Source organism: Sporosarcina sp. CAU 1771, assembly GCF_054482775.1.
Map to the genome: position 1 here is coordinate 109,905 of NZ_JBTLRN010000001.1, position 21,140 is coordinate 131,044.

19 protein-coding genes are annotated in these 21,140 nt (G+C 39.6%); all 19 read left to right on the forward strand.

Annotated elements, in window-relative coordinates:
• Positions 1-154: 154 nt before the first annotated feature.
• Positions 155-1,054: a DMT family transporter gene (locus tag ACXYMX_RS00665; protein WP_459042282.1), complete on the forward strand. Its 900-nt coding sequence runs from the start codon at positions 155-157 to the stop codon at positions 1,052-1,054.
• A 489-nt stretch (positions 1,055-1,543) separates the two neighbouring features.
• Positions 1,544-2,128 (forward strand): TetR/AcrR family transcriptional regulator, encoded by a 585-nt coding sequence (locus ACXYMX_RS00670; protein ID WP_459042283.1) that lies wholly within the window; start codon positions 1,544-1,546, stop codon positions 2,126-2,128.
• Positions 2,129-2,219: 91 nt separating this feature from the next.
• Positions 2,220-3,368 carry a CaiB/BaiF CoA transferase family protein gene (locus tag ACXYMX_RS00675; RefSeq protein WP_459042284.1) on the forward strand — a complete coding sequence of 383 codons (1,149 nt, stop codon included), beginning with the start codon at positions 2,220-2,222 and terminating at the stop codon, positions 3,366-3,368.
• A 75-nt stretch (positions 3,369-3,443) separates the two neighbouring features.
• A complete protein-coding gene (locus tag ACXYMX_RS00680; protein WP_459042285.1) occupies positions 3,444-4,592 on the forward strand; it encodes an acyl-CoA dehydrogenase family protein in 1,149 nt (382 codons plus the stop codon).
• 151 nt (positions 4,593-4,743) lie between these two features.
• Positions 4,744-5,514: a 3-hydroxyacyl-CoA dehydrogenase gene (locus tag ACXYMX_RS00685; protein WP_459042286.1), complete on the forward strand. Its 771-nt coding sequence runs from the start codon at positions 4,744-4,746 to the stop codon at positions 5,512-5,514.
• Between the two features lie 48 nt (positions 5,515-5,562).
• Positions 5,563-6,339, forward strand: a complete 777-nt coding sequence (locus ACXYMX_RS00690) for an enoyl-CoA hydratase/isomerase family protein (RefSeq protein WP_459042287.1) — start codon at positions 5,563-5,565, stop codon at positions 6,337-6,339.
• Positions 6,340-6,374: 35 nt separating this feature from the next.
• Positions 6,375-7,154 carry an enoyl-CoA hydratase/isomerase family protein gene (locus tag ACXYMX_RS00695; protein ID WP_459042288.1) on the forward strand — a complete coding sequence of 260 codons (780 nt, stop codon included), beginning with the start codon at positions 6,375-6,377 and terminating at the stop codon, positions 7,152-7,154.
• A gap of 226 nt (positions 7,155-7,380) precedes the next feature.
• Positions 7,381-7,767, forward strand: a complete 387-nt coding sequence (locus tag ACXYMX_RS00700; protein WP_459042289.1) for a PilZ domain-containing protein — start codon at positions 7,381-7,383, stop codon at positions 7,765-7,767.
• Positions 7,768-7,919: 152 nt separating this feature from the next.
• Complete coding sequence (gene hpf / locus ACXYMX_RS00705; protein WP_459042290.1) at positions 7,920-8,489, forward strand: ribosome hibernation-promoting factor, HPF/YfiA family; 570 nt, start codon at positions 7,920-7,922, stop codon at positions 8,487-8,489.
• Between the two features lie 257 nt (positions 8,490-8,746).
• Positions 8,747-11,254, forward strand: coding sequence for a preprotein translocase subunit SecA (gene secA, locus ACXYMX_RS00710; RefSeq protein WP_459042291.1), 2,508 nt, complete (start codon positions 8,747-8,749; stop codon positions 11,252-11,254).
• 36 nt (positions 11,255-11,290) lie between these two features.
• Positions 11,291-12,392, forward strand: a protein-coding gene (gene prfB, locus ACXYMX_RS00715; protein ID WP_459042665.1) for a peptide chain release factor 2 whose coding sequence is annotated in 2 segments (ribosomal slippage) — positions 11,291-11,362 and positions 11,364-12,392 — 1,101 coding nt in all. Because the reading frame shifts where the segments join, the coding sequence is not laid out codon by codon here.
• A gap of 261 nt (positions 12,393-12,653) precedes the next feature.
• Positions 12,654-12,980, forward strand: a complete 327-nt coding sequence (gene cccB, locus ACXYMX_RS00720; RefSeq protein ID WP_459042292.1) for a cytochrome c551 — start codon at positions 12,654-12,656, stop codon at positions 12,978-12,980.
• A gap of 309 nt (positions 12,981-13,289) precedes the next feature.
• Positions 13,290-13,976, forward strand: coding sequence for a cell division ATP-binding protein FtsE (gene ftsE / locus ACXYMX_RS00725; RefSeq protein ID WP_459042293.1), 687 nt, complete (start codon positions 13,290-13,292; stop codon positions 13,974-13,976).
• Positions 13,966-14,850, forward strand: a complete 885-nt coding sequence (gene ftsX, locus ACXYMX_RS00730; RefSeq protein WP_459042294.1) for a permease-like cell division protein FtsX — start codon at positions 13,966-13,968, stop codon at positions 14,848-14,850. Before ftsE ends, ftsX begins: the two co-directional genes overlap by 11 nt.
• A 37-nt stretch (positions 14,851-14,887) precedes the next feature.
• A complete protein-coding gene (locus tag ACXYMX_RS00735) occupies positions 14,888-16,228 on the forward strand; it encodes a murein hydrolase activator EnvC family protein (protein WP_459042295.1) in 1,341 nt (446 codons plus the stop codon).
• A 119-nt stretch (positions 16,229-16,347) separates the two neighbouring features.
• Entirely contained in the window at positions 16,348-17,004 is a 657-nt protein-coding gene (locus ACXYMX_RS00740; protein WP_459042296.1) for a hypothetical protein, read from the forward strand.
• A complete protein-coding gene (locus ACXYMX_RS00745; protein WP_459042297.1) occupies positions 17,001-17,609 on the forward strand; it encodes a redoxin domain-containing protein in 609 nt (202 codons plus the stop codon). Before ACXYMX_RS00740 ends, ACXYMX_RS00745 begins: the two co-directional genes overlap by 4 nt.
• A gap of 68 nt (positions 17,610-17,677) precedes the next feature.
• Positions 17,678-19,117, forward strand: a complete 1,440-nt coding sequence (locus tag ACXYMX_RS00750) for a S41 family peptidase (RefSeq protein ID WP_459042298.1) — start codon at positions 17,678-17,680, stop codon at positions 19,115-19,117.
• An 836-nt stretch (positions 19,118-19,953) separates the two neighbouring features.
• Positions 19,954-21,123, forward strand: coding sequence for a PDZ domain-containing protein (locus ACXYMX_RS00755; RefSeq protein WP_459042299.1), 1,170 nt, complete (start codon positions 19,954-19,956; stop codon positions 21,121-21,123).
• The last annotated feature ends 17 nt before the right edge of the window (positions 21,124-21,140 follow it).

A 21,140-nucleotide genomic window follows, 5' to 3' on the forward strand; every position in this document is an offset into this window, starting at 1 on the left:
AAAGAATTTGTTAAGATTTTTTATAAAAGCGAATGAAATGTTCGAATATGCTGTGCCGGATGATTGAAGTTGTCAAAGACAATCGCCGGCAAGGAGACTGGCGTTGTAAACGATATGTGTAATTTAGATCGAGGATAGAAGAGGTGAAAAAAGAATGAAATCCATTTTGTATTTACTAATATTAAGTGTATTATGGGGTTCCTCATTTTTATGGACAAAAGTTCTTTTAGATACCTTCTCCCCTACTGGAGTTGCCTTTTTACGAAGCTTGTTTGGATTAATTCCACTAATCCCCTTCATACTGATTTCAAAATATCGAATAAATATGAAAGTAAGTTTGTTTTTTCTATTTGTAGTATCCTTGGCCGCGGCACTTCCTTGGTATTTTACGAGTTTGTCATTAAAGGGCATAGATACTGGACTTACCAGTATTTTAAATGCGACGACCCCGTTATTTTCCGTAGTGTTTTCAGTGTTCTTAATAAAAGTAAAACCATTACCAAACCAGGTAGTTAGCTTGGTTATCGGATTCATTGCAGTAGTTTGTCTAATTACTTTTTCCGGACAAGCAGTGGGTAGTGAATTCTCCCTTCCACATGCACTTCTAATGTTTTGCTCCACAACAGCGTATGGACTCAATTCTGTGTTGATCGCAAAATACTTCTCAGACACTTCACCTCTTCAGATTGCTTTTTGGACACTAGCAGTTTCGGTAGCTATCAATGGACCAATTAGTTTGTTTTTAGAACCTCAATCTTTTTTACAACTTGGAACGCTAGAAGTATTGATTCCGCTTCTTATTCTAGGTAGCCTAAGCTCTGGACTTGGTTACGTCTTGTTCTATAGTATTATCACTTCAAGTGGTCCCTTCCTTGCAGTGATGGTAACATTTATCATCCCTTTTATTTCGATAGCATTGGGTGTTGCTTTCTTGAAAGAGCCTTTACATATAGGTATTGCAATTGGTTTACCACTAATGACCGCCAGCTTAATTTTGATGAACATTCATCTTTTTAAATCTAAGAAACTAGTAGATATTTTGGAGGATGAATAAGACTTTAACCTGACCAAACTAGATCTATTTATGCCACAGTTAACCAATTTGCATTGATTGCGTTTTTGACCTAATCATACTCGGTTTAACTGTGGTTTTTCGCGTTTCAGGATTTTTAGTTTTGAGATTCACGGATAGATTAAACTGGGTTCAAAATTATAACGCTATTCGAAAAAATGCTTGCAATAAAATAAATCACTGGTAGAATAATTTTATGTTGAGAATTATCAGATTAATAAATTAAGTTTAAAAAGGTGCTTTTTTAACTAATAAATATTAAGGATTTTGAAATCATAGCTTTATTAGGATTATTCTTAGGCAATTAAATTAGTAGCCCATAAAGGATAGATTAATAAATTTTGAAAGCCATTACACTCCATAAGAATTGCTAGTAGGTAGAAATTCAACCTTATCTATTAAATGAAGAGCCAAAAAGTATATTCACATTAATTAGTTCTGAAATCAGTAATTTAGGAGGTGGACAGAAGAGTGAAGCTTTTTGAACGAAGAATATTAAAAAAGAAAGAACAAATAATCGCCTCAGCTATAGAGCTTATAAATGAAAAAGGATATGCAGGTGCAACAATGGAAGATATTGCAGCGGAACTGCTAATGACTAAAGGTTCTTTGTATTATTATTTTAAAAATAAAAATGATTTATTGTACCAGTGCCATATTTTTATATTTACTCAAGGAATAAAAGATCTGGAAGAGAATTTAAATGAAGGTGGAACGGCTGAACAAATCCTTCGAAGAATGATTGAAACGCATATCGATTATGTAATAGGTTGTAAGGAAACGAATAACGTGCTGATCAGTCCTAGAGAGTTTTATGCCGAAGATCAAATAGAGAAGGTACTAAAATATCGTAAACTCTATTCGGATCCATTCGATAGAGTGATCGAAAAAGGGCTTGCTACTGGAGAATTTAATGTCCAAGATCCAGCATTTGTTCGAATGATGATTCTTGGTTCAATGAACTGGACCTATCAATGGTATCGGCCAAATAGTGGCTTAACACTAGATGAAGTTAAGGAGAAATTTGGGGATTATATACTGAAATTATTACTTTGATAAGCAGGGTCGAGTTATCCTTTAATAACTCTAAAATAGATGACAATTAAAAACTTGTTTACAACAAGACGAAAAGGAGTAGTTAATTAAAATGTCACTTCCATTGGAAAATATCAGGGTTTTAGATTTGAGTCGCCTGTTGCCAGGACCATATTGCACATCAACTTTGGCGGACTTCGGAGCGGATGTAATAAAAGTTGAAGAGCCTAAAATGGGCGATTACGCAAGATGGGAAGACCCTGTTATCGCGGATACTGGAGGAGCTATGTTCTATTCATTAAATAGAAATAAGCGTAGTGTCAGTATCGATTTAAAGTCAGAACATGGGAAGAATATGTTTTTGGAGTTGGTAAAAACCGCGGATGTGTTAGTGGAATCTTTTCGACCAGGTGTAATGGATCGATTGGGTGTTGGCTATGAAAAGCTACAGGAGATAAATAAAGGGTTAATTTATTGTGCAATTACTGGGTTTGGTCAAACAGGTCCATATTCGCAATTGCCAGGTCATGATATGAATTACTTAAGCTATGCAGGAGTGATGGAGCTTCAAGGGGAGAAAAATGGAAAACCAGCTATGTCCTCGACACAAATTGCGGATCTTGCGGGTGGAGCGCAGATGGCAACAAGCGGAATCCTGCTTGCTTTACTTGAAAGGAACAAATCCGGTGAAGGGCAATTTGTCGATATATCGATGATGGATGGTTCCCTTTCGCTAATGCAAACATTACTTCCTCAATACTTAGTTACTGGGGAATTGCCTAAACGGGGAGAAACTCGATTAGCAGGTGGTGTGGCTAGTTATGAGGTCTATGAAACGAAAGATCAACGCTATCTATCTGTTGGTTCCTTAGAAATGAAGTTTTGGAAAGAGTTTTGCCAGGTGATTGGAAAAGAATCTCTAATCGAGTCCCTAGAGGCTCCGCAAGCAGAACAAGATAAAATGAAAGTAGAAATACAAGATGTGATTAAAGAAAAAACACTTGAAGAATGGGTTGCTATATTTGAAGGTGTCGACACTTGCGTAGCACCTGTATTGAATTTTGAGGAAATGATAAAAGATCCACAAGTTTTAGATAGAGAAATGATTATTGATGTCGATTATTCAGGTTCTGGAACTTTGAAACAAATTGGAATACCGATAAAACTTTCAAAAACACCTGGTTCGATTCGAACAGCACCACCAAAATTAGGGGAGCATAATGATGAAGTTTTTAGGAATCTCCCTGTAAATAATAAATGAATGAGAGTCTTTTAAAATAAAGGCATTTTAATTCGAAAGCGAGTTACAATAATTTCATAAAAGGAGATTAAATCGATGAAAGCATCCTTCTTAACAAATGAACATGATATGTTCCGAGAAGCACTTCGGAAAATGTTAGATATAGAGGCATATCCACATTATAAAAAGTGGGAAGAGGAGCGCGGAATTCCTCGAGAAATGTGGTTAAAGCTTGGAGAAAACGGTTTTTTATTGCCATGGGTAGATGAAAAGTATGGCGGATTAGGTCTTGATTTCTCATATTCTATGGTTTTGACAGAAGAACTAGAGAAAGTGGGAGTTGGGTTAGCCAGTGGTGTTTGTCTTCATTCAGACATTGTAGCTCCTTATTTAGCGACTTATGGAACTGAAGAACAGAAACAAAAATGGTTACCCAAAAGTGTGACTGGGGAATACATTTCGGCTATCGCAATGACGGAACCTGGCGCCGGTTCGGACTTATCAGGAATTAGCACAACTGCAAGAAAAGAAGGAGACCATTATATAATAAATGGCGAAAAGACATTTATCACAAATGGTTTGAATGCAGATTATGTCTTGGTCGTATGTAAGACGGATCCTAAAGCCCAGCCTGCACATCGCGGTATATCCATATTTATCGTTGAGAAGGGAATGCCTGGATTCAAACGAGGTAAAAAACTCGAGAAGATTGGCCTTCATTCAAGCGATACGGCCGAACTCATCTTTGAAGATGTAAAAGTACCAGCAGAAAATATTTTAGGAGAAGAAGGAAAAGGATTCTATTATCTAATGGAAAAGCTACAACAAGAACGCTTAATCTGTGCAATTCAAATTCAGGTCGAAGCTGAAGTAATGTTGAAACTTACTATTGATTATACAAAAGAACGAAAAGCATTCGGAAATCGGATTGCAGACTTTCAAAATACTCAGTTCAAGTTAGCAGAAATGGCTACTGAAATCGACTTAGGTCGAACTTATGTAAATATGCTTACGGAACAACATCTTAATAATAAAGATATTGTGAAGGAAGTATCGATGGCAAAATGGTGGACAAGTGAAATGGCAAAACGAGTTGCAGCAGAGTGCTTACAACTTCATGGTGGCTATGGATATATTGAAGAATATGAAATTGCTCGTAGGTACCGAGACATAGCGGTTACGTCGATTTACGCGGGAACAACTGAAATTATGAAGGGAATCATTGCAAAGAAGATTCTTCAGTAATCCAATAAGAACCTAGAATGAAAATAGGGGCTTAGATAAATTCACTAATGGGTCATTCTTTGACGAGAGATTTCAAAATATTTCGATTCAATGGGTTTTAAAGTAGTATTTCAAATAAATAAAAATAAATAAGACTAAGGGAGAGAGAAGAATGGAAATTAAAAACAGTGTTGTTGTTGTTACGGGTGGAGCTTCAGGTTTAGGAGAGGCTACGGTAAGAAATGTAGTGAATCAGGGTGGAAAGGCAGCGATTCTTGATTTAAACGAAGAAAGTGGTAGAAAGTTAGTTGGAGAATTAGGAGAAGAGAATGTTCTTTATGCTCAAACGAACGTTGTGGACGAAGGAGAAACACAAGCAGCGCTCAATCAAGTTGTAGAAAAGTTTGGCAAGATAACGGGAGTTATAAACTGTGCAGGGATCGGGACTGCTCAAAAAACTTACGGTCGCAAAGGTCCGTTTGACTTGGGTGTATTCCGAAAAACGATTGAAGTAAATTTAATTGGAACATTTAACGTGATTCGTTTGGCAGCTGAAAAGATGGCTACAAATGAACCGAATGAAGATGGTGAAAGAGGCGTAATTGTCAATACCGCTTCTGTAGCTGCATTTGAAGGTCAAGTTGGTCAAGCCGCTTACAGTGCTTCAAAAGGAGGCATTGTTGGAATGACACTTCCGATTGCAAGAGATCTTGCGGAATACGGCATCCGTGTGATGACGATTGCCCCAGGTATATTCGAAACGCCAATGCTTGCTGCTTCACCAGACAATGTGAAAGAAGCGTTAGGCGCAATGGTGCCATTTCCAAAACGTTTAGGTCAACCAACTGAATATGCTCAATTGGTTCAAAGTATCATAGAAAATTCGATGCTCAATGGTGAAGTGATTCGTTTAGATGGTGCCATTCGTATGCAACCGAAATAAAAATAAAGAGAAAAACGACTTACAAAAAAGAGTGTGGGGGGAACGGACATGCCTGTTGTAAAAGTAGACAAACAAGACGGAATTGCCATTGTAACGATTGATAATCCACCAATGAATACATTGAGTGCAGCTGTTATAAAAGGGTTAGATGAAGTTTTCACGGAGTTAAATACAGATCATGAAGTTCTAGCGGTCATTGTAACAGGTGCTGGAGAAAGAGCTTTCATGGCTGGTGGGGACATTAAAGAGTTCCCAGAAAAAATGGGGAACCCGAATCTACTCCCAGAGTTTTTACAAACACATAGGGCATTAAATAAGGTTGATTTTTGTTCGAAACCAACTATTGCGGTTATTAACGGATTTGCTCTTGGCGGCGGTTGTGAACTTGCACTTCTTTGCGACATGCGTATTGCAGAGGAACAGGCTTTGTTAGGGGTTCCAGAATGCACGCTTGGATTGCTCCCAGGTGGCGGAGGAACCCAACGTTTGCCTAGGCTTATTGGAGAGGCAAAAGCGAAAGAATTGATGTATACAGGCGAACATATTACAGCCGATGAAGCTTTCCGAATTGGCTTAGTAAATAAAGTAGTACCTAAAGGCGAGGGAATGGAAGCGGGACTTGAACTCGCTAGAAAGATCTGTAAGAATTCACCGATTGCGATACGAAACATTAAAAAGGCAGTCGACGAAGGCATTGAGCTTCCTTTGGTTAAAGCCCTTGAAAGGGAAGCGGAATTATTTCAAGAGCTTTTTCTTACAGAAGACGTAAAAGAAGGCGTACAAGCATTTTTAGAAAAAAGGAAGCCAAGTTTTACAGGGAAATAACTCGAAGCAGCTGAAGAGGAAGGAGGGGAACTGTAATGTCTACAGTTAACACCTTTTTAAAGAATGGTGTTTTTGAAATTGAATTAAATCGACCGGAAAGTCTGAATGCATTTAATAAAGAAATGTCGATAGATTTAGCATTGGCAATAAAAAAAGCTGGAGATGATCCAGAAGTTCGAGCTGTATTAGTGTATGGAAGTGGAAAAGGTTTTTGTGCGGGCGGAGATTTAAAGGACTTTGGAATGGACGCCACAAATCCGGTGGAAGTTAAGGAGTTTTTACAAAAAGGTCACGAGGTCACGACCGGAATTTATAATATGGAGAAGCCCGTAATTGCAGCGGTTCACGGGCCGGCAGTTGGGGCGGGGTGCAACTTAGCTTTTGGATGTGATTTAATTATCGCAGATGAAAATGCCGTATTTTCTGAGATTTTTGCGAAGGTTGGCGCACTTCCAGATATGGGTGGATTGTATTTCTTACCGCAAAAAATTGGAATGCATAAAGCAGCAGAATTAGTATTTACAGGTAAGAAGGTAAGCGCAAGCGAGGCTTTGGATATGGGATTGATCAATGAAGTCGTACCTAATGGAACTGCGATAGAAAAAGGAAGAGAACTTGCAGTATCCCTCGCCAAAGGACCAACAAAAACGCTAGGAATGGCAAAAAGAATCATGCATCAAGCCGCGTATTCAAAATTAGAAGATATTTTGGAGCTTGAAGCATACGGACAAGCGATTGTTTTTCAATCAAGAGATTTTAAAGAAGGAAGAGCGGCATTTTTAGAGAAAAGGAAAGCCGAGTTTCTAGGTTATTAAATAAAGTAGTTCAGACGATCAGCACAAACCAATGCTTAGGTTTGTGCTGTTTGCGTTCCCGTTCGCTTCCTTATTAATTTTCTGAAACGAGAATTCTAAGTTACAATAAAAATTTTATCAACCAAAAAATCGACTTTTTCTACACTGAACAAAAGGTTATTGAAAATAAGTATGTATGGTATAATAAAGGGAAGAGATAGATATGTTAAGGAACGGGGTGTAGCGAGTGTACTACAAACGTGCAGAGTATTTTAGATATACATTTGGTGAACCACTTGAAGCAAAGTTCAGAATTCTACTTGTAAACGGAACGAGGAAGGAATCAAAATTAGGACATTGTACATTAATTGATTTGAGTCCAGGTGGTGCTAGATTGTTTGCAGAGTTTGATATACCACTTGAAGGAAATCCTATTCAACTCCACCTAAGTTTTACTTTATACGAAAGCCAAATTGATGTGGAAGGTACAATCGTTTGGAAAAAACCAACTCGAAATGGATATTTATATGGCTTCGAAATTGTGGAAGATGAACTGACAGAAGAGTTAATCGTAAATGAACTTAAACTACGTAGACGTTCTGAATTTGAAGAAAAGAGTAAACGGAAAAAATAATTCATGTTACAAACCTCGTCAAACCAATGTTTCGTCAAAAGTCGACAAAAAAATAAAATAAAACATGTTTTAAGAAGGGTTTTTCGGGGCAGATAGAGAAGTATACAAGTGTAGTGTTAAACAGTAACACTAAATAAAGGAGGAGTTCATTTATGCTAAACTTCAATATTCGCGGTGAGAACATCGAGGTAACTCCAGCGATTCGTGAACACGTCGAGAAAAAGATTCAAAAACTTGAAAGGTATTTCACTGACGGTGCGAACGCAAATGCAAACGTAAACATGAAAGTATATAATGACAAACAAACAAAAGTAGAAGTAACAATTCCAATGAAAAATCTAACGCTACGTGCGGAGGAACGTCATACCGATTTATATGCAGCAATCGACCTAATTGTCGACAAACTCGAACGTCAAATTCGAAAATATAAAACAAGAGTGAATCGTAAATTCCGTGAGCGTGAAGGCGTTGCAGCGTTTTTCGCTTCTGTTAATAAAAGCAACGACGCTCAAGGTACTGATAACCAATTAGATGATGACCAAGAATTTTCAGTTGTCCGCACGAAGCGATTCGACTTGAAACCAATGGATCAAGAAGAAGCAATTCTTCAAATGAACATGCTAGGCCACAACTTCTTCGTCTTCACAGATGCAGAATCTGATGAAACAAACATCGTTTACAAACGAAAAGACGGTAAATACGGTCTTATCGAAACAAACTAAATGAATAAACCGAATCCCCAAGTGGAAAACTACTTGGGGATTCCTTTTTTGTGGAAACGTATATTTGTTAGTCCAATAATTAATTCTAGAGTTGTTAAATTGAAGAGTACGTCGACTAGAAAGCCGCACGTAATACGTAAACGAACTTGATTTACAAGATAAACCAAATCTTTTCATTAAAATAGTAAGTAGAGCATTTGCACCATGCATTTGGCAGTGTTAAAATGAAGGGTGAACCTAATGAGGATGTGACCTGAATGTTAAGCGTGTTAACAAAAATGTTTGATTCGAATAAAAGAGACTTAAAACGTCTGGATAAGATTGCTGATCAGGTAGAAGCACTAGCTTCGGATATGGCGAAACTTACAGATGATGGACTTAAAGGCAAAACGGAAGAATTCCAGGACCGTTTCGAAAACGGAGAAACATTAGAAGAGCTTCAAGCAGAGGCTTTTGCAGTCGTTCGTGAAGCTTCGACTCGAGTACTTGGGATGACGCCATTCCGCGTGCAAATTATCGGCGCAGCTGCGTTACACGAAGGCAATATCGCGGAGATGAAAACGGGTGAAGGTAAAACGTTAACATCTACGCTTGCAGTTTACTTAAACGCACTTGCTCGCAAAGGGGTTCACGTTGTAACAGTGAACGAATACCTTGCTAGCCGTGACGCCCTTGAAATGGGGACGTTATTTGAGTTTTTAGGATTAACAGTTGGCTTGAACTTGAATAGTATGTCTAAGGAAGAAAAACGTGAAGCGTATACAGCAGACGTGACGTACAGTACGAACAACGAACTTGGTTTCGATTACTTACGTGACAATATGGTCCTTTACAGTGACCATAAAGTTCAACGTCCTTTATTCTTCGGCGTAATTGATGAGGTTGATTCGATTTTAATTGATGAAGCGCGTACACCACTTATTATTTCGGGGCAAGCTGCAAAAGCCGCTGAGCTGTATCGATTGGCAAATATGTTTGTAAAGGGACTCATTAATGAGGAAGATTATTCGTTCGATGAGTCGACAAAAGGCGTAGTGTTAACTGAAAAAGGAATCGAGAAAGCTGAGAAATCATTCAGCATCGAGAACTTATTTGACCTCAGCCATGTTGAACTGAATCATGTCATTAACCAGTCACTAAAAGCGCATGCGAGTATGCATATCGACATCGATTATGTGGTTGAAGAAGGCAACGTTGTCATTGTCGATTCCTTCACAGGTCGTTTAATGAAAGGTCGTCGTTACAGTGACGGACTTCACCAGGCGATTGAAGCGAAGGAAGGCTTGGAAGTTCAAAACGAAACGATGACACTTGCCACGATTACGTTCCAGAACTTTTTCCGTATGTATGATAAGTTGTCTGGAATGACAGGTACAGCGAAGACGGAGGAAGAGGAATTCCGTAATATTTACAATATGGATGTTGTTGAAATTCCAACAAACCGTCCAATCATTCGTGATGATCGTGCGGATTTAATTTATTCATCAACCCAAGGTAAATACAAAGCGGTTGCTGAAGATATTAAAGAGCGAAATGCCAACGGGCAACCTGTTCTTGTAGGTACAGTTGCAATTGAAACGTCTGAAATCATTTCAAGTTATTTAACAAAATACGGCATTAAGCATAATGTATTAAACGCGAAAAACCATGGTCGTGAAGCAGAAATTATTTTAGAAGCCGGTCAAAAAGGCTCTGTGACGATTGCGACGAACATGGCAGGACGTGGTACGGACATTAAGTTGGGCGAAGGCGTGACGGAAGTTGGTGGCCTTGCAGTTCTCGGTACTGAGCGCCATGAATCACGACGAATTGATAACCAGCTACGAGGCCGTTCTGGACGTCAAGGTGATCCGGGAGTTACACAATTCTATTTATCACTTGAAGATGAATTGATGCGTCGTTTTGGATCGGATCAGATGAAAGCAATGATGACGAAGCTCGGCATGGATGATACGACGCCTATTCAATCGAAAATGGTATCCCGTTCTGTTGAAGCTGCTCAGAAGCGAGTAGAAGGAAACAACTTCGATTCACGTAAACGATTGCTACAATATGACGATGTTCTTCGTCAGCAACGTGAAATTATTTACAAAGAAAGAAATGAAGTTCTTGAAACTGAAAATATTCGCGGCATTGTCGAGAAGATGCTTGAAGATGTCATCGCTCGTTCTGTTAGTGTGCATACAACAGATGAAGAACCAGCAAACTGGAATTTAAAAGGTTTTGAAGAATTTATCGGTGCGAATTTACTTCCAGAAGGTCGCATTACCCAAGCTGATCTTGAAGGCAAAACGGCAGAAGAACTTGAGCAGTTTGTAAAAGAAGCTGTTTTTGCTCGTTATGATGAAAAGGAAGAGGAAATGACGGAAGAGCGCATGCGCGAATTCGAAAAAGTTATCCTTTTACGTGCAATTGATATGAAGTGGACGGATCATATCGATGCAATGGATCAATTGCGTCACGGTATCCATTTACGTGCGTATGGTCAAACAGATCCACTACGTGAATATCAAAGTGAAGGATTTGCGATGTTCGAGGAAATGGTGCTATCGATTGCCGATGACGCAGCTAAGTTTGCGATGAAGGCTGAAATCCGTAATAACCTTGAGCGTGAAGAAGTGATTAAAGGTCAGGCCGTTAATCCAAAAGAAGACGGTGAACAAGTTACGAAAAAACCGGTCCGTCGTGCAGTAAACATTGGTCGTAATGATCCGTGTACTTGCGGCAGCGGTAAAAAATATAAACACTGCCACGGAAGAAACTAATCGACCGGGTACCCAATTCAGGAGGAATAGACAATGATGGAATTATCAGATGTACGCAATGAGCTCGACAAAACAGCTAAGAAATTAGTGAATTTTAGGGGGTCTCTTTGACTTAGAAAACAAAGAGGCACGAATTCAAGAGCTTGATGAAGTAATGGCAGAACCTGGATTTTGGGACGATCAAAATGCTGCGCAAGAAGTCATTTCAGAAGCAAACGTATTAAAAGATGTTGTTGAAAACTTTCATGAAATGACTGAAACTCAAGAAGATCTTGAAATGACGTTGGAGTTATTGAAAGAAGAACTTGATGAAGAGATGAAAGAAGAACTTGTAGCCGATTTAAAAACCTTTATGAAAAAGCTAGATGATTTTGATTTGCAAATGCTTTTAAGTGATGAGTTTGACCGCCACAATGCGATTTTAGAGCTTCACTCAGGTGCAGGTGGAACCGAGTCTCAGGACTGGGCATCGATGTTGCTGCGCATGTATACGCGCTGGGCAGAACACCAAGGTTTCAAAGTCGAAACACTTGATTACCAAGCCGGCGACGAAGCGGGAGTTAAATCAGTTACGCTTTCGATTAAAGGACATAATGCATACGGCTACTTGAAAGCTGAAAAAGGCGTTCACCGTCTTGTAAGAATATCTCCATTCGATTCGTCAGGTCGTCGTCATACGTCGTTTTCATCAATCGAAGTTATGCCTGAATTTGACGGGGACATTGATGTTGAAATTCGGACGGAAGATTTAAAAATTGATACGTATCGATCAAGCGGAGCTGGTGGTCAGCACGTTAACGTAACGGATTCAGCTGTTCGAATCACACATGTTCCGACGGGCGCAGTTGTAACTTGTCAAACGGAACGGTCACAAATTAAAAACCGTGAGCGTGCGATGAACTTGTTACGAGCAAAGTTGTATCAATTAAAAATTGAAGAAGAAGAAGCGCGTCTTCTTGAAATTCGAGGCGAGCAAAAAGAAATTGGATGGGGTAGCCAAATCCGATCGTACGTCTTCCACCCGTATTCAATGGTGAAAGATCACCGTACAGATGCAGAAACAGGCAATGTCAGCGCGGTTATGGATGGCGAAATCGATATGTTCATTAATGCTTATTTACGTTCCCGTATCTCTTAATAAAATACCTGTTATTACTTTCCTTCTATAATGTAGGTTTTAGAAGTCGAAAATTGGTGTATATTATACCTTAGAAGTACAAATTACTACCTTCTAGGATGAATTGAATTGTTCACAGCTTTGAAACAAGTATCTAAACCTCTATATGACGCTGTTTGTTGACGATAGCTAATGAAATAAGTAGTTAATAAACAGTCAAAAATGGTTTGATTTGGTATACTTGTATATGTAATGAAGCTAATTTACAGAGGAGGAATTCGAGTGAAGAAATCGTTAATGGCACTATTATTTGGAGCTTTACTTGTACTTGGTGCATGTGGCGGCGGAGACAAAGCTGACAAACCTGCTGACGACGGTGCAGTTACAGTTGTAGACGGAGAAGCAGTTTACAAACAAAGCTGTGTATCTTGTCACGGCGGCAACTTAGAAGGTAAGAGTGGTCCAGCACTTGATACAATAGGTGCTACACTTTCTGAAGCAGAAATCAAAGACGTAGTAATGAACGGTGTAGGTGGAATGCCTGCAATTCTAAAAGGTAAAGATGCAGATGCTGACGCAGTTGCAAAATGGTTAGCTGATAAGAAATAAGAAACACATAAACCGCTTTCGACATTTTATCGAAGCGGTTTTTTTGACGAATTTTTTCTTGGTAAGTTTTTGTTTTATTGTAATTGGTTAAAAATTACTAGGGAGAATAATACAATATGAGGCTAGGTCATTCGATTAATAGTGATAGAGACACCCTCTCCAAATGGTGCTTTATAACTAATGCTCAAGTGTACCAACACTTCTAGGGTTGATTAAATGAAACACAACTGTAATAATTATTTGCTCGAATCGTGTTATAATAAGCGTATTGGATTAAAGTGAATCTACTAATTTTCAGGTGGTTTTAGAATGATAGTCATGAAAGACGTGTATAAAAAATATCCAAATGGAATTGTAGCAGCAAACGGTATTGATGTCGAAATTAATCGTGGCGAGTTTGTTTATGTAGTAGGGCCAAGTGGAGCAGGAAAATCGACATTTATCAAAATGATGTATCGAGAAGAAGTAGCGACTAGTGGTCGAATAATTATAAATGGAATTAACCTTGCAAAACTTCGCAAAAAGAGAGTCCCACACTTGCGTCGACAAATCGGAGTCGTTTTCCAGGATTTCAAACTTTTACCTAAATTAAATGTATATGAAAATGTTGCATATGCACTTGAAGTAATTGAGGAATCTCCAGCTCAAATTAAAAAGAAAGTAAACGAGGTCCTTGCACTTGTAGGACTTACACAAAAAGTACGCATGTTTCCGAATGAACTGTCAGGCGGAGAGCAACAGCGGGTTTCAATCGCAAGGTCGATTGTCAATACACCGCAAGTTGTAATCGCTGATGAGCCTACAGGGAACCTCGATCCGGATACAGCTTGGGAAATCATGAAGATTTTTCAAGAAATAAATGAACGTGGAACGACGATTGTTATGGCAACACATAACAAAGAAATTGTAAATACAATACGACACCGAGTAATTGTAATCGAAGGTGGACTTATCACCCGTGATGAGTACGGAGGTGAATACGGCTATGAAAATTAGAACGATTCGCCGCCATTTCCGTGAAAGTTTTAAAATGATCGGTCGAAATGGCTGGATGACGACAGCCTCAATTAGTGCTGTAACCGTCACACTTCTACTTGTTGGTGTATTCATTGCCATAATGATGAATTTAAGTACATTAGCTGACAATATTGAAAATGACGTTGAAATAAAATTGACGGTAGACCTTGCTGCGAGTGATGGTGCAGTCTCGACCCTAGAAGAAAAGCTAAATGCAACAGAAGGTGTTTCAGAAGTAGTCTTTTCTTCGAATGAAGTGGAATTGGACAAGATGATTAAAGGTTTTGGTGATGAATTTGGTTTGTTTAAACAAGATAATCCACTTCGACACGCATTTTACATTAAGTCCACAGATCCTCAACAGACAGCGCTTGTAGCGAAAAAGGTTGAAGCATATGAGTACGTTTACGAAGTAGTTTATGGCGAAGGCAAAGTAGAGAAGCTTTTCAATGTACTAAACACTGGACGTAATGTAGGCTTTATACTTGTCATTGCACTGCTGTTCACAGCAATGTTTCTCATTTCCAATACCATACGTGTTACTATTGTTGCTAGACGTAAAGAAATAGACATTATGAAACTTGTAGGAGCAACGAATACCTTTGTCCGCATTCCATTTCTATTTGAGGGCGTATGGCTAGGGATTCTTGGATCAATCGTTCCGATGGGTATCATTACAATATCGTATTACAATCTATACAATTATTTGGCACCGCGTCTAGAAGGCGAGTTGTTTCAACTACTAGAAGTGACGCCTTTCCTTTATCAAATAAACGGTCTGATTTTGTTCATGGGCATATTCATTGGCGTATGGGGAAGTTTTATATCCGTACGAAAGTTTCTAAGAGTATAGAGATAGAGAGAGAAGATTTGAAAGGGGAAATTACACGTTGAGAAAGAATAAATGGATAATCTCTTCACTATTAGGGATATTACTAGTATCTTCCACATTAACGAATTCTCATGTTTTTGCTAGTACAATTAGTGATATGAAGATAGAAAAGAAGAATCTTGATGAAAAGAAAAGTGAGTTATCTACCGATATTAAAGAAAAAGAAGAAGAGATACATATAAACGTGTCAAAAATAGATTCAATACAAGAAAAAATTCGAGTGTTGGACGCTAAAGTACAAGAGACAAATAACTTGATTCAACAAACAGAAGAAGAGATTGCTCAAACGAATGTTGAAATCGAAGCACTTCTCGAATCGATTGTGCAACTTGAGAAGAAAATAGAAGAACGAGATGTTGTCTTGCGAGAACGTTTACGCGCTATGCAAATAAACGGTGGATCTGTAAATTATCTAGACGTTTTATTGGGCGCTAATAGTTTTGCAGATTTCATCGACCGTTTTTCTGCTGTCAGTTCAATTATGGAAGCAGATCGTGAAATTTTAAAACAACAAAATGAAGATAAACAACAACTTGAAAACGATAAGAAACTTGTCGAACAAAAATTAGCTGAACAAGAAAAAAGAAAAGCTGAGCTTGTGGAATTAAAAGCTTCTTTAGATTCACAGAAACAACAACAGGCTGTTCTAGCGAAAGAACTTGAAGTAGAAAAGAAAAGATTAGAAGTCGAAAAAGCAAACCTTGAAACATCATTTGCAGAAGTTATTGAAATGAGTAAAGAAGTTGAACAAGAAATCATTGCTGAACAAAAACGAATGGCTGAGGTCGCTCGAAAGGCTGCAGAAGCACGTAAAAAGGAAGAAGAACGCAAAAGGCAAGAAGAACGCAAAAGGCAAGAAGCATTGAATAACTCAAGTAATTCAAGTAGTTCAGGTAGTTCAAGTTCTGCTGGAATACCGGCAGTATCAAGTGGAGTGTGGACAAAACCTGCAAGCGGAAGATTTTCTTCTGGATTTGGAACGCGTATCCACCCAATCAGTGGTCAGCGCAGAGTACATTATGGAATTGATCTAGCGAACAGAGTCGGTACGCCAATCTTAGCTGCAGGTGATGGAGTTGTATTCCGTGCTGGATGGCATTCATCTTATGGCAATCATGTAATGATTACTCATTCGATTAACGGAGCAACGTACACAACTGTCTATGCACACTTGTCTAGTCTAAGTGTTAGTGTGGGACAAGCTGTAGATAAAGGTCAGCGTCTCGGTGGAATGGGAAGCACTGGAGATTCTACAGGATCACATCTTCATTTCGAATTGTATAGAGGGTACTATTCTTACGGAAATGCTATTAATCCGGTTGGAATCGTTCCACTATAATACAGAATTGGCTCACCTTCGTTCATCCGAAGGTGAGCTTTTTCACGGTCAAAAAAGTCGCTATTCATAGTTGATTTCGATAGAATACAGGGTATGTTGAGTCGAAGGGGTTATGAATTATGCCTGTTACAAACTTATTTAGTATTTATACGTTGACGCTTCCATCGACATGGCTTGCGCTAATCATAGCGTTTGTTGTTGCATATGTTGTTATTCGTATTCGATTTGGAAAATACCCAGCTGAGATCTTATCGGACGCACTATTTTACTTCATCATTGTTTGGAAATTTAGTGTGATCTTGACGGATTTTAAAACTGTCATACATTCGCCACTTTCCATTCTCTATTTCCACGGTGGACTTATTGGCTTTTACCTCGGGCTTTTTGCTGCAGGACTTCGAATTGTTATGGAAATAAGAAAAAAAGAGTTTGGATTTCATCAGCTAACCGCTTTATTCGTTGGAGTGATTGCTATTCAATCGATTTATCAAGTGATGATGGTCGTCTTAAATGAGGGCGGACTCGTTGCCCAAATCGTGACCGTTTTAGGATTTGCCGCGTTTGCGCTATTCGTTTGGGTTGTTATTGAGAAGTCACCAGTTTGGCCAGTCCAATTAACTGTCTTATTCATAGGAGTGCATGTTTTTGTAGCAGCCTTTCAAGAACAAGGACTCACAGGAACGCCTGTCATCGCAACGCTTATTATGAGCATATTTTTCGGAATAACTTTATATCAAAAACGTATATCAGAATATGAAGCGGAGGGCCAATTGTGAATAAACGAACAATCGGAATGATATTAACTGTATTAATTGTTGGAACGATGATTGTACTTACTGTGAAATCCAATGTGGAGCAGAATAAGTTGGGAGATAATTTGGTTGTTTCAGATGCCGAGTTAGAAGATTTACTATTATCAGAAGCTCCATCTAAAGATCAAGCGATTGGTTTTGGAAAAGGAGACACACCGCCGGACTTCGAGTTATCAACACTTTCTGGTGATGTCATCAAGTTATCAGATTACAAAGGTAAGAAGGTTATTCTTAATTTCTGGGCGTCATGGTGTGCTCCTTGCAAAGCTGAAATGCCGCATATGGAAAATTATTATAAGAAGAACAAAGAAAAAGAGAATGTAGAAATTATTGCAGTTAATTTAACTAGAGAAGAAACAAAAGGTGTCACTGGAGTCGAACAATTTGTCGATGCGTATGGTTTAACATTTCCGATTCCTATAGATGAGGTTGGGAAAATCATGGAAACGTATCAAGTGTTGATGATTCCAACAACGTATTTGATCAATACGGATGGAACGATCGCACATAAGATTATTGCGCCAATGGATGAAAAAACCATAGGTGAATTTGTTGGAATGCTAAAGTAAAAGAAGCCGGTTTTGTACTGTCGTAATGTTCCTTTCTCGTTCATATAGTGGACGAAGGAGGGAATGTTGTGCGCAGTAGCCGGTTTTTTTTATTTGTCTTTATTGTAATTGCAGCAGTCGGGATATTTTTAGTCATTGATGGGAAAATATTAAAGGGAACAGCTGAAAAAGGAACAGTCAGTACGGAATCCGTCATTGATGAAGCTTTTTCACTAATTCAGAAAAGGGCAGTGTATCCCGTAAATGAAGATAAGTTGGTTGAAGGAGCACTTCGTGGGATGGCGGATGTCATAGGGGATCCATATTCTACGTATTTTACCGAAGAGGAAGCTGCAGCGCATAAAGAATCTCTAGCCGCTGAGCGAGTGGGTATTGGAGCAGAAATTACACGAACGAATGGAAAATATATCATTGTAGGTCCTGTAAAATCTTCTCCAGCCGAGAAGGCGGGGCTTCTTCCATATGATGAAATTGTTCGTATCGATGGTGAACGACTTGATAACGATTCGTTGAAAGATGTCGTTCAACGCATACGAGGGAAAAAAGGAACGACCGTTGTAATGACGATTTTCAGACCCGATTTAGGTAAACATATTGACATATCGATAATGAGAGAAGTCATTTCAATGAAAACTGTATCGAGTAAAATGATTGAAGACGATGAGCGGAAAGTCGGTTACATATCGATTACAACGTTCGCAATGGAAACAGCAAAAGAGTGGCAGAGCGCAACGAATGAATTAATCAGTAAAGGTGCGCAAGGATTAATAGTAGATGTGCGTGGGAATCCAGGAGGATATTTACACAGTGTCGGTGATATTGCGAGTAGTTTATTGCAAGAGGATACGGTTTTCGCCTTTATGCAAGATGCAAAGGGAACCCTCACCCCACTAGTCGCTGAACCTTCGGAGGAGCTCGTATTTGATGAAAAACTGAAGAACATCCCTATTGTTTTGTTGCAAGATAAAAGCAGTGCTTCGGCTAGCGAAGTGCTAAGTGGTGCGTTACAAGATCTAAAACGGGGTTACATTGTTGGAACAGGTAGTTTTGGAAAAGGTACGGTTCAGGATACAAATGAATTATCCAATGGGGGAGAAATGAAGTTATCCACCGCAAAATGGCTAACACCGAAAGAGACATGGATTCATGGGAAGGGAGTTCCCGCAGATCTTGAAGTCGAACAAAGCGAATTGTTTAATGAGCATATTCGGTTGGTTTCTGAGGAGTTTAAAGTGGGCGATTTCAATGAAGACGTAGCGTACGGTCAGCGAATGCTACTGGAACTTGGGTATACCATCAACCGAGAAGACGGGTATTTCGATGAATCCACAGCCCGCGAAGTGGCAGCGTTCCGAGAAGATGCAAAAGTAAAAGTAGACAGTGTAATGGATCGAAAGTTTTACACCGCACTGAAGGATCAGGTAGAAGCATATAGAAATGACCCAGCAAATGATGATCAATTGCAGATGGGGATTGGTTATATGAATCATGCAATATCGAATAAGTGAGTTTGTTCCCGGGGCGGAGTGTATTCTCGTAACGGAGTGCCTTGCTCCCGCAACGAAAAGTTTATTCCCGAAAAGGGGTGATTTGCTCCCGCAACGAGGATTTTATTCCCGTAACGGGGCGATTTGCTCCCGCAACGGGTTTATTCCCGTAACGAAGTGCCTTGCTCCCGCAACGAAGAGTTTATTCCCGTAACAGAGTGATTTGCTCCCGCAACGAGGATTTTATTCTCGTAACGGAGCGTGTTGCTCCCGCAACGGATTTATTCTCGTATCGGAGTAGTTTGCTCCCGCAACGAAGAGTTTATTCCCGTAACAGAGTGATTTGCTCCCGCAACGAGGATTTTATTCTCGTAACGGAGCGTGTTGCTCCCGCAACGAGTTTATTCTCGTATCGGAGTGGTTTGCTCCCGCAACGCGATGTTTATTCTCGTACCGGAGTTTGTTGCTCCCGCAACGAAGAGTTTATTCCCGTAACGAAGTGCCTTGCTCCCGCAACGGTTTTATTCTCGTACCGGAGTGCCTTGCTCCCGCAACGGGTTTATTCTCGTACCGGAGTGATTTGCTCCCGCAACGGGTTTATTCTCTTAACGGAGTTGTTTGCTCCCGTAACGAGGTGCCTTGCTCCCGCAACGAAGAGTTTATTCCCGTAACGGAGTGCCTTGCTCCCGCAACGAAGCGATTTATTCCCGCAACAAAGCACTTTATTCCCACAACACACAAACTTCCACCTACAAAACAGAATTGCTGCAATAAATTCAAGATGTATTCGCATAGTAGACCCATAATTTGTTACAATGGTGGTATCGATGTTGTGACAGATTGGGTGGTGGCGGTTCGTGACAGAAAAAATACTAATGGATATTTTACAATCGCTCGTTGTATTTCTACTAAATCCTTTATTTGTGGTAGCCCTTTTAGTAGCTGTATGTTTAGGATATTTCCGTGTAAAGCGCGAACGACGTAGCTTTAAGGTGCGCTTATTACCTGGATTAACCGAACTCAAGCGGTTACTATCGGAGTCATGGGTGTATGCACTCGTTCTATCCGTCCTAGTTTCAGGCGTTGGATTGGTCGTAGATCCGGGCTGGCTCGTGCTGTTTTGTGCAGCGGCTTTCGTTGCGCTAATTTCTATGTATTATAAAATTGCCTCACCCATTTACTTTGCGGCGTTAGCCTTTTTGGTGTTATATTTAGCCCAGGAATACGCTGTGGACTTTACGTATCGCGGGTGGTCTATAGGAAATGTAGATCTTTTTGGTGAATTGGTAATGGTCATTGCTGTAATCGCGGGACTTTTACTTGTGGTCGAAGGGCGTCTAATCAGTCGTCACGCAGCAAAAGATGTATCCCCATTCCTCATGCAGACAAAACGGGGATTGCGTGCAGCTGCATATAAAGGGAAGCGGCTTTGGTTACTTCCGGTTGTCTTTTTAGTGCCTGGCGATATGATATCAGCTTATACTCCCTATTGGCCTCAGTTTACATTGGGAGAATCGATGTTTACATTTGTTCCAGTACCACTTATTATAGGTTTCTCTCAAATCGCACGTTCCGTCTATGCAGAGAATTTATTCCCTAAAATAGGGCGTGCAATTGCACTTGTCGGTGTAGTTGTCATCGGAGTTGGATTTTCGGCAATGTGGATGCCTGTATTAGGGTGGACTGCCTTAATCATTGGGGTTGTTGGTCGGGCACTGATTTCAATCGTTGTTTCAATTAATGAACGACGTGGAATTTTCGCTGTTACACCTATTTCAGCGGGCGTTGTAATTGCGGGTGTGTTACCTGATTCACCTGGTGAAAAAATGGGTCTACTTCCCGGCGAATGCATTCGTGCTGTAAATGGTCGTCAAGTGAGTAATGAAAAAGAGTTATATGATGCAATCCAAATAAATGCTGCGCATTGCCGCTTACAAGTACTTGATCGCGAAGGCGAAGTGCGACTGATGCAACAAGTGATTTATCGACATGATCATCACCGTTTAGGAATTCTTGTTGTGAGATGAAAGGTTGGAAGGAATGG

Bases quoted from the DNA above. Each gene is read 5' to 3' on its own strand.
- ACXYMX_RS00665 (WP_459042282.1), top strand. From the start codon at position 155: ATGAAATCCATTTTGTATTTACTAATATTAAGTGTATTATGGGGTTCC.
- ftsE (WP_459042293.1), top strand. From the start codon at position 13,290: ATGATAGTCATGAAAGACGTGTATAAAAAATATCCAAATGGAATTGTA.
- ftsX (WP_459042294.1), top strand. From the start codon at position 13,966: ATGAAAATTAGAACGATTCGCCGCCATTTCCGTGAAAGTTTTAAAATG.
- ACXYMX_RS00695 (WP_459042288.1), top strand. From the start codon at position 6,375: ATGTCTACAGTTAACACCTTTTTAAAGAATGGTGTTTTTGAAATTGAA.
- ACXYMX_RS00675 (WP_459042284.1), top strand. From the start codon at position 2,220: ATGTCACTTCCATTGGAAAATATCAGGGTTTTAGATTTGAGTCGCCTG.
- ACXYMX_RS00690 (WP_459042287.1), top strand. From the start codon at position 5,563: ATGCCTGTTGTAAAAGTAGACAAACAAGACGGAATTGCCATTGTAACG.
- secA (WP_459042291.1), top strand. From the start codon at position 8,747: ATGTTAAGCGTGTTAACAAAAATGTTTGATTCGAATAAAAGAGACTTA.
- ACXYMX_RS00680 (WP_459042285.1), top strand. From the start codon at position 3,444: ATGAAAGCATCCTTCTTAACAAATGAACATGATATGTTCCGAGAAGCA.
- ACXYMX_RS00740 (WP_459042296.1), top strand. From the start codon at position 16,348: ATGCCTGTTACAAACTTATTTAGTATTTATACGTTGACGCTTCCATCG.
- hpf (WP_459042290.1), top strand. From the start codon at position 7,920: ATGCTAAACTTCAATATTCGCGGTGAGAACATCGAGGTAACTCCAGCG.
- ACXYMX_RS00685 (WP_459042286.1), top strand. From the start codon at position 4,744: ATGGAAATTAAAAACAGTGTTGTTGTTGTTACGGGTGGAGCTTCAGGT.